This window comes from Lysobacter brunescens, from assembly GCF_042677005.1.
GTDB lineage: Bacteria > Pseudomonadota > Gammaproteobacteria > Xanthomonadales > Xanthomonadaceae > Lysobacter_I > Lysobacter_I brunescens.
Genome location: NZ_JBHTIF010000001.1, coordinates 1,881,414 through 1,898,158, shown reverse-complemented (window position 1 = coordinate 1,898,158; position 16,745 = coordinate 1,881,414). Strand labels below are relative to the sequence as shown.

Below are 16,745 nucleotides of genomic sequence, written 5' to 3'. Positions count from 1 at the left end.
TCGGGAGACGGGGCCGGCTGGCATGGGAATCCGCGACGCCACGGAGCGTAGCAGACATCCCGGAGTTGGCAAACCCCGTGTCCGCGACACTCGCGGCCTGCGCCGGAACGCGCGATGCTGGCGCCCCGCCTCCATCCGTCCACCGAAAGGCACGCCCATGCACCAGGCCAAGGGAACATTCGACATCCGCCGCACGCCCGAGCCCGGTGCGGACTTCGGCGACGGCGTCCAGGCCATGCGCCTGCGCTTCGACAAGACCTTCCATGGTCCGCTCACCGCCACGTCGGTCGTCTACATGCTCGGCGTCATGGATCCGACCACCGGCTCCGGCGGCTACGTCGCGCTGGAGCGCATCGTCGGCACGCTCGACGGCCAGGCCGGCAGCTTCATGCTCCAGCACAGCAGCCTGATGGACCACGGGATTCCATCGCAGTCGATCCAGGTGATCCCGGGCTCGGGCACCGGTGCGCTTGCGGGCCTGCGCGGCACGCTGACCATCGACATCGTCGACGGCGCGCACTTCTATACCTTCGACTATGCGCTGGCCGGCTGATCCGCCATCGCGCCACGCGCGATCCGTCACACCTTCACGGCTTCTTCACACCGGCGTCCCGGACGGCGAGACGCGAAGGCGATAGCGTCATGTTGCCGGCAATGACGCCGGCGTCGTTTGCACGCAAGGAGTGATGCATGCGCAAGATCGCACTCGCCATCGGCCTGGTCGCGGCCGCCGTGGCCGGCTACGCCATCGCCGCCATCGGCCCCACCGGCCCGGGCCAGTTCTATTACTACTACGACAGCGCCGGCAAGGTGGTCGGTTACCAGGCCATCGATTGCCACGGCAACTACACCGCGTGGGGCAGGTTCACGAAGCAGTACGCCGACGGCGTGTTCATCTGCGACCCCGATCCGATCTGACGACGGCACCGCCGCCCCGCTCCCCCCTGCGCGGTCCGATCGTCGTCGCGGCCCGTGCCCCCTATTCCGACGACACCCTCAAGGAGATTTCCATGCGCAAGATGATCGCACTCACCCTCGGCATCGCCCTGTATGCAGGCGTCGCCCTCGCCCGTCCGCCGGGCCCGGACCAGATCGGCGAGTTCTACGTCTATTTCGATGCAGCCGGCCAGGTGGTCGGCGAGGCTTCGATGGATTGCCAGGGCAACCTGCACGAAACCGGCGTGCGCACCAACCGCTACAGCGTCGGCTACGCGATCTGCCTGCCGGCCGCGGACTGAAACGCGATTGCGATTCACGAACGAAAACGGCGGCCGAGGCCGCCGTTTTCTTTGGCACGCTGGATTGGCGTGTCTCGCTGACGCGTTTCGATCGCACCGTCCGATCGCGCCGTGGGCGACGCTTACTTCTTCGGCGCGACGCCCATTTCCTGCAGCAGGTGCGGCGCCGGATAGACCTCCTGCATGATCCAGCGCATGTAGCGCTGGTCGACCGAGATCATGCGCGTCACCGAGGCGTCGAACACCCAGTTCGAACTGACCGATTCCCAGTTGCCGTCGAAGGCCAGGCCGACCAGCTTGCCCTCGGCATTGAGCACCGGCGAACCGGAGTTGCCGCCGGTGATGTCGAGATCGGACAGGAAGTTGACCGGCACGGTGCCGAGCTTCTTGTCGACCAGACCGCCGTAGCGCTTGGCGCGGATGGCGTCGAGCAGCGACTGCGGCGCGTCGAAGGGCTCCTGGCCGGTGGCCTTGGCCGCCACTTCCTCCAGCAGCGTGAACGGCTTCTGCTTGCTGCCGTCGCGCTTGCTGTAGCCGGTGACGTTACCGAAGGTGATGCGCAGCGAGCTGTTGGCGTCCGGATACACCGCTTCGCCCTTGCTCTTCTTGTAGTCGATCACCGCCTGCAGGTAGACCGGACGCGCGCGCAGGGCATCGCCGGTGCGCATCTTGCGGGCTTCTTCGAGCTGCAGCACGGTCGGCATCATCGCCACCGCGTAGCGGATCGCCGGATCCTTGCTGCGCTCGAATTCCTTGCGATCGGCCTTCAGCCAGCGCAGGCGCTCGGCGGTGTCGCCCAGCTTGGTGCCGCCCAGCGACTTCAGCGCGGCGGCGATCGCCTTGTCGTCGTTGCCGCCAAGCCATTTGTCCATGGCCTGCAGGCGCTGCTGCTTCGGCAGGGCCACGTATTCCTTGAGCCAGTAGCGCATCAGCTCGCGGTCCATGGTCGGATGGTAGCGGCGCTCCATCTGTCGCATCGCGCCTTCGAAGGCAGGCAGGTCGCGTTCCTGGTAACCGGGCTCGCGCTCGGCATCGGGCTTGGCGCGCTCGATCGACAGGCGATACAGCGACAACGCGGTCCCGACGACGCCACCGCCGTTGAAGCGGCCCAGGACCAGGTCGCGCTCGCGCGTGGCCGCGGTCTGCGCCGACAGGTTGCGCAGGGTTTCGTGCGCTTCCAGCGCCGCGGTGCCGGCCTTGCCGCGCTTGCGCAGCCAGGCCAGCACGGCCTCTTCCTGCTTGCGCTTGATCTCGCTGGCGCCCATGCGCTCGAAGCCTTCGAGCTGGCCGTCATAGTTCTTCAGCACGTTCTCCATGCCGCGCACGGTGTTGGCGTACTTCACCGCGATGTCCGGGACCTTCCTGCCTTCGGCATCGACCATCGCCACCGTCGCCTTGTTGTGGCGGCTGATCGTCGGGTAGGTCCAGTCGACCGTGTTGCGGAAATCGTCGGCCAGCGCGTAGCGGTTGGTCGAACCCGGATAGCCGGCGACCATGACGAAATCGCCGACGCCCAACGGCTTGTCGGCGATCTTCAGCCAGCGTTTCGGACGATACGGCACGTTGTCCTTCGAGAAGGCCGCAGGCTTGCCGTCGGGGCCGACGTAGGCGCGGTAGAACGAGAAATCGCCGGTGTGGCGCGGCCACATCCAGTTGTCGATCTCGCCGCCGTAGTTGCCGACGCTGCCCGGAGGCGCGTAGACCAGGCGCACGTCCTTGATCTCGATGTTGCGGAACAGGCGGTACTGGATGCCGCCGAAGAAGCTGTACAGGCGGCAGTTGTAGCCGGGATCGGATTCGCACTCGGAAATCAGCTGCTTCTCGACCGTGTCCAGCGCGCGGCTGCGCGAGAGCGAATCGGGGGAGGCGTCGATGGCGGCGCGCACGCGCGTGGTGACGTCGTCGATGCGATCCAGCACGTAGATGCGGGCGTTCGGGCCGGCGCTCAGCTCGTCGGCGCGGTTGGCGGCGCTGAACCCGGTCTTCATCAGGTTGCGCTCGGGCGTCGAGTTCAACTGGATCGCGCCGTAGACGCAGTGGTGGTTGGTGGTGACCAGACCCTCGGGCGAGACGAAGCTGGCGGTGCAGCCGCCCAGCGACACCACCGCGCCCAGCGGGTCGCCGGTCAGGTCGCTCAGTTGCTTCGCCGGCAGCTTCAGGCCGGCGGCCTTCAGCGGCGCGGAGATCTCCGGCAACTGCTGCGGCACCCACATGCCTTCGCCGGCATGGGCGACGGAGATGGCGGCGGCGAGCGCGGCGATGGCGAAAGCAGTGCCGCCGGCGGCGAGGCGACGGACGGGTCGGAGGGGCTGGTCGTGCATGGGGGCTCTCTCGGGGGCGGCGCAAGGCGCAATGGCCGGCCAGTGTAGGCGGCGGCCGGCGTCGCCACCATGTCCGGATGGTCATGGTCAGGCCGCCAGATCCGGTTCTCTGTCCAGAGAGCCCGGGCGTTTATAATCCGCGTCCCGTTCCCTACCCCCGTGCAGGCGCCCCGATGGCCGCAACGATGATGAAAGCCCTGGTCAAGCGGGAAGCGACCAAGGGGATCTGGATGGAAGAGGTGCCGGTGCCGACCCCGGGCCCGAACGAGGTCCTGATCAAGCTCGAAAAGACCGCGATCTGCGGGACCGACCTGCACATCTACCTCTGGGACGAATGGAGCCAGCGCACGATCACGCCGGGCCTGGTGATCGGCCACGAATTCGTCGGCCGGATCGTCGAGATCGGCCCCGGTGTGACCGGCTACACCCTGGGCCAGCGCGTGTCGGCCGAGGGCCACATCGTCTGTGGTCACTGCCGCAATTGCCGCGCCGGCCGCCCGCACCTGTGCCCGAACACCATCGGCATCGGCGTGAACCGCAACGGCGCCTTCGCCGAGTACATCGTGATGCCGGCCAGCAACCTGTGGCCCATCCCCGACCAGATCCCCAGCGAACTGGCCGCGTTCTTCGACCCCTACGGCAACGCCGCGCACTGCGCGCTGGAGTTCGACGTGATCGGCGAGGATGTGCTGATCACCGGCGCAGGCCCGATCGGCATCATCGCCGCCGGCATCTGCAAGCACATCGGCGCCCGCAATGTCGTGGTCACCGACGTCAACGACTACCGCCTGAAGCTGGCCGCCGACATGGGCGCGACCCGCGTGGTCAACGTCAGCAAGACCTCGCTCAAGGAGGTCATGGCCGACCTGCACATGGAAGGCTTCGACGTCGGCCTGGAAATGAGCGGCAACCCGCGCGCCTTCAACGACATGCTCGACTGCATGTACCACGGCGGCAAGATCGCGATGCTCGGCATCATGCCCAAGGGCGCCGGCGCCGACTGGGACAAGATCATCTTCAAGGGCCTGACCCTGCACGGCATCTACGGCCGCCGCATGTACGAGACCTGGTACAAGATGACCCAGCTGGTGCTGTCGGGTTTCCCGCTGCAGAAGGCGCTCACGCACCAGCTGCCGATCGACGATTTCCAGAAAGGCTTCGAGCTGATGGAATCGGGCAAGTCCGGCAAGGTCGTGCTGAGCTGGAATTGAAGCAGGTCGAGCTGGGTCGACGCGGCGACACCCGGACGGGTGCCGCCGCATCCAGGAGACCGCGTCGTCAGAAATCGACGCGCAGGCCCACCGACACCGGATACGACACGCGCTTGCCCGTATCGTTGATCGAACCCAGGCCGAGGCCGCCGATCGCGGCATCGTCGCCTTCCAGGTCCGCCACGTAACGCACGCCGGTCTGCGCGGTGATGCTCACCTTCTCGCTGACCGGGAACAGCAGGCCGACATCGACGCCGCCGCTGACCGACCACTTCGCTTCGGTGAACGGCACGTTCGCGATGGTGATCGCCGCATCCGGGATCACGAAGGTCGCGCGGATGTCGTCGGTGCGGGTCGCACCCAGGCGACCGGCGACGAACGGACGGGCCGGACCCAGCTCGCCGAAGTAGTAGCGATAGCCGGCTTCCAGGGTCAGCGCCTCGTAGTCGCTGAAGGTGCCGCGCACCGGCAGGGTGGTCGACAGCGCCGGGACGAACGCGCCGCCCACCTGCACCGAGCCTTCGTCCGCCTGGGTCTGGCGGATCTGGCCGAAGACCTCGGACCGGTCGTTGATGCCGTAGCTGAATTCCATGCCGTAGGACATGGCCGAGCCGTAGATGTCGTCATGCGAACGCGAGCGGATGCGCAGCTCCGCGCTGACGCCGGCCAACGCCGGATTCAGCGGACCGAGGTCCGGAACCGCCGCGGTGGCGCCACCGTGGACGTCGCCGCTCAGCGGCTGGTCGATGCCGCCGAAGACGGACCATGAGAACTTGCCTTGCTGCGGGCCGGCGGCGAAGGCGGCCGGGGCGAACAGGCAGAGGACCGTGGCGGCGGCCAGAATCGACTTCTTCATCTTGACTCCTTGAGGGTTCGGGGGAACGCATGCGCGTGTGCGCAGCCTTTCGCTTACGTCGCCCTCCCGCGCCCCGGATGCGGGCACGGATGGAACGCTGAAGCGCCGCAACCGGCACGCTCGCCCACCCGTCCGCCGGATGCCCCTCCGCAACGAAGAAGGGCGCCCTCGCGGGCGCCCTTCTCGTGGGCCGTCCTGGTCGTCGACGAATCGACTCAGTGCTCGTAGCTGACGGTCAGGACGAAGCGGCTGTCGGCGAGCTCGCCGAAGTTGTCGCGACCGTTGCCGTCGTTGCCGACGTAACCGAAGCTGCCTTCCAGCACGCCCAGCGGGAAGCTGACGTGCGCGCCCCAGTCGGTGTAATCCTCCAGGCCGATCTCGTCGGTGTCGAACTGCGTGCGACCCGCGTTGGCGTGGACGCCCACGCCGTTGGAGAACTCGTGGTCGTAGCCGACGCCGTAGTAGAGGCTGTTGGTGCCGCTGGCGTAGACGTCGTTGGTGTAGGCCAGCGTCGCGCTGAAGTCCTCGACGAAGGTGCCCTTCACGATCAGCTCGTTGTAGGCCGGGTTGCCGTACTCGCTGCCGTAGTCGAGATAGTTGTAGCGCACCAGCTGGAAGTCGAGGTTCACCGCATCCGAGACATCCCAGGAGTAACCGACGTAGGTGTCGATCTCGGTGTTCGGGGTGCCGGGGGCATCGAAATCGACCTGCGACGCCCAGGCGCCGACATAGAACCCATTGGTCCAGCTGTAGTCGATGCCGCCCTGGATGGCCGGCACCTCACTGTTCTGCGACACGCCGCGGAACACGTAATCCGACGTCACGGCCGCGTTCCAGCTGAATCCCGAATCGTCTTCTTCCTGCTCCTGTGCCGACGCCGCGAACGGCAGCAATGCGAGCAACGCCAGCGCAATCATCTGTTTACGCACGAGAACCTCCTCGGTGGTGTGGAATCGTGTATTGCATGGGGGGGGGAGATGCCGTGACGGCCATCGCCCCGAGCTTAACCCATTGTTAAAGTTCTGTTGCAACCTGCGGCCGCATGCCGTTCCCCGGGCACCGGCCGGTGAATTTCAGAATACACGCCGCTCGATATATTGCACACCCGGCCCGCCCCCGGAGCCGGGACCGCCACGCGTCCGGTTCGAACACGCCGACGGGCAGCGCGGGCTCTTAGACTATGCGCCCGCCCACCGCCGCCGATGCCGCCATGACCCAGCCCGCTTCCCCCGCCCGTGCCGACCTCACCCGTCGCTATGCCGACGAACTCGAGGCCATCCGCGCCCAGGGGCTGTTCAAGGCCGAGCGCATCATCACCAGCCCGCAATCGGCCGAGATCACCCTCGCCGACGGCCGCACCGTGCTGAACTTCTGCGCCAACAACTACCTGGGCCTGGCCGACCATCCGGACATCATCGCTGCCGCCAAGGAGGCGCTGGACACCCACGGCTTCGGCATGGCCTCGGTCCGTTTCATCTGCGGCACCCAGGACCTGCACAAGCAGCTGGAAAAGACCATCGCCGACTTCTTCGGCACCGAGGACACCATCCTCTACGCCGCCTGCTTCGACGCCAACGGCGGCCTGTTCGAGCCGCTGCTCGACGAGCACGACGCGATCATCTCCGACGCGCTGAACCACGCCTCGATCATCGACGGCGTGCGCCTGTGCAAGGCGAAGCGCTACCGCTACGCCAACTGCGACATGGCCGATCTCGAAAAGCAGCTGCAGCAGGCGAAGGCCGACGGCGCGCGCACGATCATGATCACCAGCGACGGCGTGTTCTCGATGGACGGCTTCATCGCCCCGCTCGACGAACTGACCGCGCTGGCGGAGAAGTACGGCGCGCTCGTGCACATCGACGAATGCCACGCCACCGGTTTCCTCGGCGCCACCGGCCGCGGCTCGGCCGAAGTGAAGGGCGTGATGGACCGCATCGACATCTTCACCGGCACGCTCGGCAAGGCCATGGGCGGCGCGCTGGGCGGCTTCACCACCGGCAAGCGCGAAGTGATCGAAATGCTGCGCCAGCGTTCGCGCCCCTACCTGTTCTCCAACTCGCTGCCGCCGCACGTCGTCGCCGCCGGGATCAAGGCCTTCGAGATGCTGGCCGCCGCCGGCGACCTGCGCGAGCGCTTGGTCGAGAACACCCGCTATTTCCGCGAGAAGATGACCGCTGCCGGTTTCGACATCCGCCCGGGCGTGCACCCGATCAGCCCGGTGATGTTGTACGACGCGCCGCTCGCGCAGAAATTCGCCGAGCGCCTGCTGGAAGAAGGCATCTACGCCATCGGCTTCTTCTTCCCGGTGGTGCCGCAAGGCAAGGCGCGCATCCGCACGCAGATGAGCGCCGCGCACACCCGCGAACACCTCGACCGCGCGATCGACGCCTTCACCCGCATCGGCCGCGAGCTGGGCGTGATCAAGGCCTGACTTGCGCCCTGCGCTTCGCCGCCTGTTCCTCCGCGCGCTGTCCACGGACAGCGCGGCCGTGCTGCGCGACGATCACTGGGAAACCCGCTGCCTGCACTGCCGCAAGCGGCTGCAGGTGCGCGGCGATGGCGAAGCGCTCGGCCAGGCCACGCTGGAGCACGTCGTGCCGCAGGCGTGGTTCGGCAAGCGAGCGGCCATCCCTCTGTGCGAACGCGTCGGCGACGACGCCAACGACCCGCGCAATCTCGCCATCGCCTGCGCCGGCTGCAACCACGGCAAGGGCGTGAGCCACGACGCGCGTGGTCCAAGCGACGCGCGCGCCTTCGAGGTGGTCTCGCAACTGCTCGACAGCCGCCTCGCGCGCTGGCGCGAGCCCGACGTCGCGGCGGACTGACTCAGCGCCGCTTCGGCTGCGGCTTGGCCTTCGGCTTCGGCGCGTCGGCGCGCACCTGCGCGCGGGCGCGCTGCGGGCCCTTGGCGATGCGGATGCCGCGCGCCTTCATCCAGGCGTCGAAATCCCCGGCGCTCATGCGACGCCCGTTCTGGGTCATCGCGAACCGGTTCACCTTGCCAGCGGGCGCTTTGACCACCGGGGCCGGCGGCGTCGGGGCATGGGCGGTGAGCGCACGATCCGTGGCGCAGCCGGTCAGACCACCGGCGGACAGCAACAGGGCGGCGCAGACCGACGCCAGCAGCACAGGACGCATGATTTCCGGACCTTCGAAGACAGGGCATTTCCCCGGCGGCCAGTGTATTGAGACGGAATTCGCATGTGACTGAACGCGGACGTGCGTCAGGCCACAGAACCGAGAGACGCTGGAAAAATCGCGTGAATCCTGTCTCAATTCAATCCGAAATCGGAGCCGATCGCCATCAGATCCTCCGCGCCGAGCGGGCGCCACGCGCCCTTCGCCAAGGTGCCGAGCTGCAGACCACCGATCGCCACGCGCAGCAGACGCAGGGTCGCCACATCGAAGGCATCGAGCAGGCGCCGGATCTGCCGGTTCCGCCCCTCGTCGAGCACGATCTCCAGCCAGGCATTGCGCTCACCGCTGCGCAGCAGACGGGCCGACACCGCCGACAGACGCTCGCCATCGAACTCCACGCCCGCCTGCAGCGCCGCCAGCAGGGCCTCGTCGGGAATGCGGTCGATCTGGACGTGATAGGTCTTGGACGGCCCGGTCGCCGGATCGGTGATCCGCGCCGCCCAGGCGGGGTCGCTCGAAAACAGCAGCAGGCCCTCGCTGGCCTTGTCTAGGCGCCCCACCGGCGCGATCCACGGCAACGGCGCGCCGTCGACCGTGGCGCCATCGAAGCAGCGATACACCGTGTCGCGCCCGCGCTCGTCGCTGGCGGTCGTCACCAAGCCGCGCGGCTTGTTGAGCATCAGCACGAGCGGTGCGGCGGCACGCAGCGGCACGCCATCGACGCGGATGTCGTCGCGGTCCAGCGTCGTCGGAAATTCCGGATCGCGCACCACGCGTCCGCCCACGCTCACCCGCCCCGCGCGCACCCACTCGGCCGCCTGCGTGCGCGAGCAGACACCGCGCTTCGACAGCACGCGCGCGATGCCATAGCGGGGGCCACGCGCTGCAGTCAGCGCTTTTTCTTCTTCGGCGGCGTCGCGGGCGCCGGTTCCGGCGCAGGTGCGGGCTGTGCCGGCTTCGGCGGCCCCTGCACCACGCGCACGCCGCGCGCCTTCATCCAGGCGTCGAACTCGTCGGCGGTCATTCGCTTGCCGTTCTGGGTCATGTCGAAGCGCCAGGCGCTCGCGTCGCCCGGCTTCGGCTGGTAACCGCCTGACGCTGGCAGCGGCTGCGACACCGCCGCCATCGCGCGGCACTCATGGAGCTTCACGCGGGACATGGCCAGGTCCACGGTCACGGCATCGGAAAAGAGCTGCGAAAAACCGACACCACTGCCGATCTGGGCGTTGGGCGCAGCCAGTTCCTCGGCGATCGGATTGAGCTGCAGCGCATTCGTCTGCGCGGGCGCCACCGGCTTGAGCGCCGCGCAATCCACGGCGGCCGACGCGGTCGTCGACATCAGCAGTCCCGACGCAGCCAAGGCGAACAGCGCGCCTCCGGACGACAGGCTCATGGCGACGGAACGGATGCGCATGCGGACTCTCCTCGACGAACGTGCCCGGAGTGTAGGCCCGCACGCAGACGCGGACAACCGATTGTGATGCCGCAAGGCGAGGAACGTGATCGCGCGCAGGAATCGCCGCGCCATGCAGGGACGGCATGCAGAGACCGCCATCCCCGACAGACCTCGCCGGACACGAAAAAACGAAGCCCGGCACTAGGCCGGGCTTCGTGGAACGCTGCGGAACGACCGGAATTACTGGACGTTCAGCTCGGTGCGACGGTTGGTCTCGTTGCGGCAAGCCGGCGAGGTCTGCTCGGTCTGCACCAGCGGACGGCTCTCGCCGTAACCGTTCGGGCCGGCCAGACGGCTGCTGTCGATGCCGTTGCTGGTCAGGTAGTCGTACACGGTCTGCGAACGACGCTGCGACAGCGACTGGTTGTAGCCGTCGTTGCCGCACAGGTCGGTGTGACCGGCGACTTCGACCTTCAGGTCGGGGTAGCGCTTCAGGATTTCGACGGCCTCGTTCAGGATCGCGACGGCATCCGGACGCAGGGTGGCCTTGTCGAAGTCGAAGTTCACGCCCTTCAGGTCGATCGCGATGGCGACCTTGCAGCCGTCGGGACCGATGGCTTCACCGGCCTGCGAGTTCGGGCACTTGTCGTTGCAGTCGTTGACGCCGTCACCATCGCTGTCCTTGTCGGCGCAGTTCGGGGCCGGCGGCGGGGTCGGCGGCGGCGGAGCTGCTTCTTCGGCTTCCGGACCCAGCGGGATCACGAAACCGACCGAGGCGAGCACGTCGCCGAACCAGCTTTCGTCGGGGTTGGCGACGCTGCTGTCGTCGAAGTCGGCGCGGTAGGCCAGCTCGAGACGGGTGCGGACCGGACCGAGGTCGCCCTCAAGACCGCCACCGATCTTGGCGGCGAGGTTGCCGTCCTTGCGCTCCCCCGGGGAGACCGGGCTCGGGTAGGCGTCGAATTCTTCCTCGGAACGCTGGTAGCCCAGGCCCATCAGGATGTAGGGGTTCCAGTTGCGGCCTTCGGCGCGGAAGTGGCGACGCAGGTCGAGCGAGACGCCGTACTGGCTCCAGTTCTGGTCCTGGGCGAAGCCGCTGACGGCGCCGGCGGTGGCCGGGTTGCGCAGGTTGTTGCGCTGGTTGCCGAAGGTCGGCTTCTGGTAGTTCAGCTGTGCGTCGAGCGACCAGGTCGAGCTGAGGTTCTTGCCGAAGCCGAGGGCCACGAACGGGGCATTGTTGGTGCCGCGCTGGTTGTCCTGGACGTTGAAGCCCACGCCCGGCGTGAGGTACCAACGGTCATCGTAGTCCTGCGCGGAGGCAGTCTGGGCCACGGCCAGGCCGCTCAGCAGCGCAGCGCAGAGGAGTTTCTTGTTCATGTACTCAATGCTCCTTGGAGGAATTGAAAGACTCGGTGGTTTCGATCGTGAACTGGACCGTGGCCATCTTGGCACGCATCTCGTTCATTATCATCCGGCCGCGTCATGGCCTTGTTAACACTAGCATAACAGTTTTGGGAAGCCAAGCACGGTTCGGTGACGTCTGGTGCATCGCAACATCGACATTTCACCGCATAAAACAGACATCCGCTCCCCCTGGCGCATCAGTCCCGCTGACGCTTGATCACGGCCACGGGCTCGGCCCACTGCCCGCCCGGACGACGCTTGCTGGTGGCCAGCACGAGGTCGGAGGGTTCGTAGACGTTGAGGTTGTGGGTGATCGGCGTGGTGAGAATGTACTGCGCGTCGGTGGCGCGGAGGAAGCGGCCGACCTTCTCGATGTTGAACACGTCGAGATGGGCGAACGGCTCGTCGATGAACACGAAGCCGCCGGGCTGGTCCTCGTCGCGCAGCAGGGCGACGAGCAGCAGCAGCGATTTCATGACCTGCTGGCCGCCCGAGGCTTCGCCGTCGTCGAGGCCGATCCAGCCCTTGCGGTCGAAGTCGAAGCGGACCGACAGGCCGGCCTGGGCGAGTGCGACGTCGTCGTTGACCAGTTCGGGCATCTCGGCGTCCACGGCGATCCCCGCCAGCTCGCCCAGGGCGATGAGGTTCTTGCGGTAGCGGCGGACGGTGGCGCGCAGCACGTTCAGATAGGCACCGCGCGCTTCCTCGGTGAGGCGCTTGGCGCGGTCGAGATGCGATTCGCGACGGGCCAGCGTGGTTTCCATGTCGTGGTGATCGGCGCCGATCTTGTCGCGCAGGGCGACGCAGGCGTCGTCCTCGACGTAGCGGTCGCGGGCGATGCGTTCGCCGATGCGCTCGATCTCCTTGCGCACCGCATGCAGGCTCTCGTATTCCTCGCGCGCAGCGGCCAGGGCGTCGGGAGAGCGCCAGGCGGCGGGCATCTTCGCGCGACGGGCGCGGAATTCGACGACCCGACGCGCCAGCTGCCGGCGCTGGTGGTCGATCTGCGTGCGGGCCTGTTCCAGTTCGCGTTCGAGGCGCTCGGCTTCGTAGGCGCTGGTCGCGACGGCGGTGTCGGCGCGCTTGTCGTCCTGCAGGGTGGCGTCGAGCCGGGCCTTCGCGGCCTGCATGGCCTCGGCGGCATCGGCGGCGGCCTGCGACAGCTCGGGGAACCGCGCCTTGGCTTCGGCGAATTCGGCGGCGCGCGAGACCAGTTCCTGCGCGCCGTCGAGGCCGCGCAGGCGGGCTTCATCGGCGGCCAGATGCTGGCGCAGGGTCTGCAGTTCGGCTTCGCGGGCCTGGGCGCGCTGGATCAGCGTGGCCTGCTCGACGCGCAGTGTCTGGGCCCGCGCTTCCTTGGCGCCGGCGCCGAACACCTGCGGGCCGCCGCCGATGTGGCGACCACCGCGATGTTCGCGCAGGTAGCCATTGCGGGTGATCCAGTCCTGGTCCTTGGGCAGCTTCGCGCCGTGCTCGATGTCGGCGACACGGCGGATGCGGTCGAGCTGGCGCGGCAGCCAGGCCGGCGGGTCGGCGGCGAAGCGCACGACTTCGAGCAGCGTGCCGGCGCTGGCCTTGCCGGCGGGCGCGCGGTCGGCGACGACGAAGTGACGGTATTCCATCTGCTCGCCGAGGCGCCAGGCATCGCGGGCATCCTTCGGGTTTTCGAGCACGATCAGCTGGCGATACGGACGCAGCACCGCTTCGACGGCGACGGCCCACTCCGGGTCGCGGATGTCGACCAGCTCGGTCAGCGCGCGATGGCGGATGCCGGCGGCATCCAGCGCCTGGCGGAAGGCGCGCTCGTCGGCGGGCACCGGATTCTCGCCACGGCCGTGCGCGGCCAGTTCGGCGGTGAGTTCGGCGGCACGCTGGCGGTCGCGCTTCTCCTCGAAATGCAGTTCGGCCTGGCGCGTGCGGGTCTGCTCGATGCGCGCGGCGAGCGTGTCGGCGTCCACGGCGCCGCGTTCGGCGTCGGACACCAGCAGTTCGTCGTGGCGCTGGATCAGCTTCTCGGCGTCGCGGGCGAGGTCGCGCGCCTGCTGGAACTGCGCTTCGGCCTGGCGGGCGTCGCTGCGATCCTGCTTGAGGCGCTCGCGCAGCTGTTCGACGGCGACCAGCGCTTCGGCATGCTTGGCGCGGGCGGCGTCGCGCAGCGCGGCACGTTCGAACAGGCTGCGGCGCAGGCCGACGAGGCTGGCGCGCGCGCCGAGGGTTTCCGTGCGCAGTTCGGCCAGTTCGACCTTCGGCGCGATCTCGGCCTGCAGGCGCTGCAGCTCGTTGCGGAGCGAGCGACCTTCCTCGTACGAGCGCACGTCGGCGCGCGCGGCTTCCAGGCGCACGTGCAGGCCGGCGAGGTCCTGGCGCAGCTGCACGATCTCGCGTTCGACGTCGAACTGCTCGTTGCGCGCGCGCTGGTAGTCGTCGAGCACGGCCTTGTCCTCGAACACGTCGAAGACCAGCTGCAGCAGTTCGCGCGGCGAATACTGGCAGAGCTTGTCGGTGGCGCCCTGCTCCAGGGTGAGCACGCGGCAGATCGCTCGGGTGAGGCCGGCACCCGCGAGGCGGACGCGATAGTCGCGCACGCCCATCCAGTCGCCGCCCTGCTCGTTCTCCTCGATCGGCACGTCGCCGCCGGCGATGCGGTAGTCGCGCACCCATTCGCCGCCCTTCTTGCGGATGCGGCAGAACAGCGTGACCGTTTCGTCCTTCAGCGGAAAGAACGGGCGACCGCCGCGGCGGTCCTGGCGATTGCTGACCACGGCGCGCAGCCAGGCGTGGGACTTGCCGTTGTGGCGCAGGTAGGTCTTGTAGTCGCGCGCGGTGTCGCGGTCCTCGATGGCGAGGATGGTGCGCAGTGCGTCGAGCAGCGTGGTCTTGCCCGAACCGTTCGGGCCGACGACGGTGACGATGGTGCCGTCCAGCGGCAGCTCGAAGCGCTGCCAGTAATCCCAGTGGACGACTTCGAGGGAGCGGAACTCGAACATCAGTGGTCCTCCCCGTTCGCATCGTCGGTGACGACATCGTCCTGCACGACATCATCCTGCATGACGTCATCAGGCAGGGCGTCGTCGGACACGACCTCGTGATGCGCGACCTCGTCGGTCACGTACACGTCCTCGACGTCGCGCGCATGCATCACGCTCTCGCGGGCGCGCTCGACCACGAAGGCCAGCGCGCCGCCCATGATCCGGCCGGCGATGCGTTCGTAGTCGAAAGCGAGGTCGAGCAGCGGGCCTTCATGCACGCGCTCGCGGCGACGGAGGATGAAACCGTGGCGGGCGAGGATGCCGAGGTTGAAGCTGATGCGGGTCTTGCCGCCGAGCTTGTCGCCGAAGTCGGCGATCAGCGTACGCTCGCTCAGCGGCTCGACGATCTCGGCGCCGACCGGTACCGGCTTGAGCTCGGCGAACATCTGCGACTGGTCCTGGGCGCGGTCGCTTTCCTGCCGATCGAGCTGGCGCTGGCGCTTGGGCAGGATCAGCTGCGCCCAGATCACCACGAGCAGGGCCAGTGCATCGCGATCGAGCTGCAGGTTGCTGGCGGCCCAGGCGCGGCCGCCGCCGAACACGTCGGTTTCCTGCGCTTTCGCGATGCCCAGCGCGACGTGCGCGGCATACGGATGTTCGAGCAGGCGCAGGCCGGATTCGGCGAGGCGGCGGTCGAGCTCGGCGCGCGGGCCGGCGTCGACCAGCATCTGGCGGACGGCGTGGTCGTCGCGCGGCAGCCAGCGTTCGGCCAGCAGGCGTGCGATCAGCGATGCAACGGGGTCGGAGGACGTCATGCGGTCTTCTTGCGTTTGGCGGGCGCCTTGCCGGCGCCGACCTGTTGTTTGCGTTTGCGCGGTGCGGCGGCCGGGACCTCGGCATGCGCATCGTCAGGCGCGTCGCCGGACGGTTCGGGCGCCGGCTCGTCGCCGTCGTAGGGGACGAGTTCGCTGCGACTGATCATGGCGACACCGGCGCGGCCGACGGGTTCGAGTTCGCGCGTGGTGCGCCAGCGCAGCGGGATCCGCGCCAGTTCGGCGCTCACGCCGCTGCGGTTTTCCGCGCCGGGGTCGCCGAGCAGGCCGAGCAGCGAGAAGCGGTAGGCGCTGCGCACGAAGTCACCATCCGGCACGAGGTCGGCGAGGCGACCGCCCTCGGCGAGCGCGCCGAGCTGATCCAGCCAGTTGCGGGCCACGGTCTCGTCGGACTCGGGCAGCGGGATCGCGGCGTCGGTGGGCACCGCCTGGGCGTTCGGCAGGTCCTCGTTTTCGGCGGCCTCGCGCTCGCGTTCGATCAGCTCGAACTCGGCGACGTCCAGCGCGATCGGGGACAGCGCGAAGGCCGGTGCCGGCACCGTGGCCAGCGCGTCGTCGGCATGCGCGCGCAGCGCCTTGGCGTCGATCGCGCGCAGATAGCGGTTCACGTCGGACGAGGACAGGCCGCTGGCGCCGAGGTGCACGCGATGCCGGTCGAGCTGGTTGAGCGCGCGCTGGAACACGCTGGTCTGGCGCAGCATTGCACTCTGCGCGCGGCCGATCTGCTGGGCGACGCGGTGCGTCGCGGCGTCGAGCATGTCGTCGGCGGCGATGCGGTTGACGATCTCGGTGCCCTTCTCCACCCAGCGCCACACCGACTGCAGGGTGTTCGCGGCGCGATGGATGCGGTGTTCCGAGCCACTGAGCACGGCCTCGTCGAAATCCGCGCGCAGCTCGTTGAGGCGCGACAACAGATGTTGCAGATCGTCGGCGCCGACCTTGCCGACTGCCTGGCCTGCGGCGATCTGCGCGGTGACGTAGGCCAGCTCGTCGCCTTCCCGGTTGAACTGCAGCAGCATGCCGATCGCGGCGAGCGCCTGGCGGCCGACCGGGCTGATCCGGTAACGCTGGGTCGCGCCGTCCCACAGCAGCAGGTGGTTGTCGCGCAGGCGCTGCAGCACCGTGTCGCACTTGACCGGGTCGAGATAGGAAAAGGTGTCGCGCAGTTCCTGCGGCGACCAGTCCGGCGCCTCGCCGCGTTCGCCGATGGCGCGCAGCACCAGCAGGCGCAGCATCACCGCTTCCTCGCCACCGTGGAACAGGGTAGAGAAGGCGCGCAGCTGGTCGCGGGCGGCGAGCAGCGGGTGGAGCTCGGGCAGGTCCTCGGCGACGATGCCCGGGCGGAGGAAATCCCGCATGGGCGCGCTGTCGGGGTGGTC

At 68.3% G+C, this 16,745-nt stretch carries 16 protein-coding genes; 6 read left to right on the top strand and 10 right to left on the bottom strand.

From position 1 onward, the window contains the following. The first annotated feature begins 157 nt into the window (after positions 1-157). The 3 genes from ACFQ0E_RS08325 to ACFQ0E_RS08315 all read left to right on the top strand — a co-directional run bounded on the left by ACFQ0E_RS08325 (position 158) and on the right by ACFQ0E_RS08315 (position 1,238). Entirely contained in the window at positions 158-553 is a 396-nt protein-coding gene (locus tag ACFQ0E_RS08325) for a DUF3224 domain-containing protein (RefSeq protein ID WP_386823192.1), read from the top strand. Between the two features lie 137 nt (positions 554-690). Then, positions 691-918 carry a DUF6289 family protein gene (locus ACFQ0E_RS08320; RefSeq protein ID WP_386823191.1) on the top strand — a complete coding sequence of 76 codons (228 nt, stop codon included), beginning with the start codon at positions 691-693 and terminating at the stop codon, positions 916-918. Positions 919-1,010: 92 nt separating this feature from the next. Beyond that, entirely contained in the window at positions 1,011-1,238 is a 228-nt protein-coding gene (locus tag ACFQ0E_RS08315; protein ID WP_386823190.1) for a DUF6289 family protein, read from the top strand. 122 nt (positions 1,239-1,360) lie between these two features. Here the strand turns inward: ACFQ0E_RS08315 and ACFQ0E_RS08310 are convergent, their stop codons facing one another. Then, the gene (locus ACFQ0E_RS08310; RefSeq protein WP_386823189.1) at positions 1,361-3,559 is read right to left on the bottom strand and encodes a S46 family peptidase; all 2,199 of its coding nucleotides are present in this window, start codon (positions 3,557-3,559) and stop codon (positions 1,361-1,363) included. 188 nt (positions 3,560-3,747) lie between these two features. On the opposite strand from ACFQ0E_RS08310, the gene tdh reads away from it, so the two are divergent. Beyond that, positions 3,748-4,770 (top strand): L-threonine 3-dehydrogenase, encoded by a 1,023-nt coding sequence (gene tdh, locus ACFQ0E_RS08305; protein WP_386824089.1) that lies wholly within the window; start codon positions 3,748-3,750, stop codon positions 4,768-4,770. Between the two features lie 67 nt (positions 4,771-4,837). Here the strand turns inward: tdh and ACFQ0E_RS08300 are convergent, their stop codons facing one another. Both ACFQ0E_RS08300 and ACFQ0E_RS08295 read right to left on the bottom strand, forming a co-directional pair. Further along, complete coding sequence (locus tag ACFQ0E_RS08300) at positions 4,838-5,626, bottom strand: hypothetical protein (protein WP_386823188.1); 789 nt, start codon at positions 5,624-5,626, stop codon at positions 4,838-4,840. Between the two features lie 215 nt (positions 5,627-5,841). Continuing rightward, positions 5,842-6,555, bottom strand: a complete 714-nt coding sequence (locus ACFQ0E_RS08295; RefSeq protein WP_386823187.1) for a TorF family putative porin — start codon at positions 6,553-6,555, stop codon at positions 5,842-5,844. Positions 6,556-6,836: 281 nt separating this feature from the next. Here ACFQ0E_RS08295 and kbl point away from each other — a divergent pair, with 281 nt between their 5' ends. Both kbl and ACFQ0E_RS08285 read left to right on the top strand, forming a co-directional pair. Then, positions 6,837-8,057: a glycine C-acetyltransferase gene (gene kbl, locus ACFQ0E_RS08290; protein WP_386823186.1), complete on the top strand. Its 1,221-nt coding sequence runs from the start codon at positions 6,837-6,839 to the stop codon at positions 8,055-8,057. A 1-nt stretch (position 8,058) separates the two neighbouring features. Continuing rightward, complete coding sequence (locus ACFQ0E_RS08285) at positions 8,059-8,451, top strand: HNH endonuclease (protein WP_386823185.1); 393 nt, start codon at positions 8,059-8,061, stop codon at positions 8,449-8,451. A 1-nt stretch (position 8,452) separates the two neighbouring features. Here the strand turns inward: ACFQ0E_RS08285 and ACFQ0E_RS08280 are convergent, their stop codons facing one another. From ACFQ0E_RS08280 to ACFQ0E_RS08250, 7 genes are all read right to left on the bottom strand, one after another. Next, positions 8,453-8,764 (bottom strand): hypothetical protein, encoded by a 312-nt coding sequence (locus tag ACFQ0E_RS08280; RefSeq protein WP_386823184.1) that lies wholly within the window; start codon positions 8,762-8,764, stop codon positions 8,453-8,455. A gap of 134 nt (positions 8,765-8,898) precedes the next feature. Beyond that, positions 8,899-9,765: a pseudouridine synthase gene (locus ACFQ0E_RS08275; RefSeq protein ID WP_386824087.1), complete on the bottom strand. Its 867-nt coding sequence runs from the start codon at positions 9,763-9,765 to the stop codon at positions 8,899-8,901. Beyond that, positions 9,654-10,178: a hypothetical protein gene (locus tag ACFQ0E_RS08270; RefSeq protein ID WP_386823183.1), complete on the bottom strand. Its 525-nt coding sequence runs from the start codon at positions 10,176-10,178 to the stop codon at positions 9,654-9,656. Before ACFQ0E_RS08270 ends, ACFQ0E_RS08275 begins: the two co-directional genes overlap by 112 nt. Positions 10,179-10,400: 222 nt before the next feature. Then, a complete protein-coding gene (locus ACFQ0E_RS08265; RefSeq protein WP_386823182.1) occupies positions 10,401-11,537 on the bottom strand; it encodes an OmpA family protein in 1,137 nt (378 codons plus the stop codon). Between the two features lie 224 nt (positions 11,538-11,761). Then, positions 11,762-14,551, bottom strand: coding sequence for an AAA family ATPase (locus ACFQ0E_RS08260; RefSeq protein ID WP_386823181.1), 2,790 nt, complete (start codon positions 14,549-14,551; stop codon positions 11,762-11,764). Beyond that, positions 14,551-15,348, bottom strand: a complete 798-nt coding sequence (locus tag ACFQ0E_RS08255) for a hypothetical protein (RefSeq protein WP_386823180.1) — start codon at positions 15,346-15,348, stop codon at positions 14,551-14,553. The genes ACFQ0E_RS08260 and ACFQ0E_RS08255 overlap by 1 nt, the downstream gene beginning before the upstream one ends. Next, positions 15,345-16,724, bottom strand: a complete 1,380-nt coding sequence (locus ACFQ0E_RS08250; RefSeq protein ID WP_386823179.1) for a hypothetical protein — start codon at positions 16,722-16,724, stop codon at positions 15,345-15,347. The genes ACFQ0E_RS08255 and ACFQ0E_RS08250 overlap by 4 nt, the downstream gene beginning before the upstream one ends. Positions 16,725-16,745: the final 21 nt, after the last annotated feature.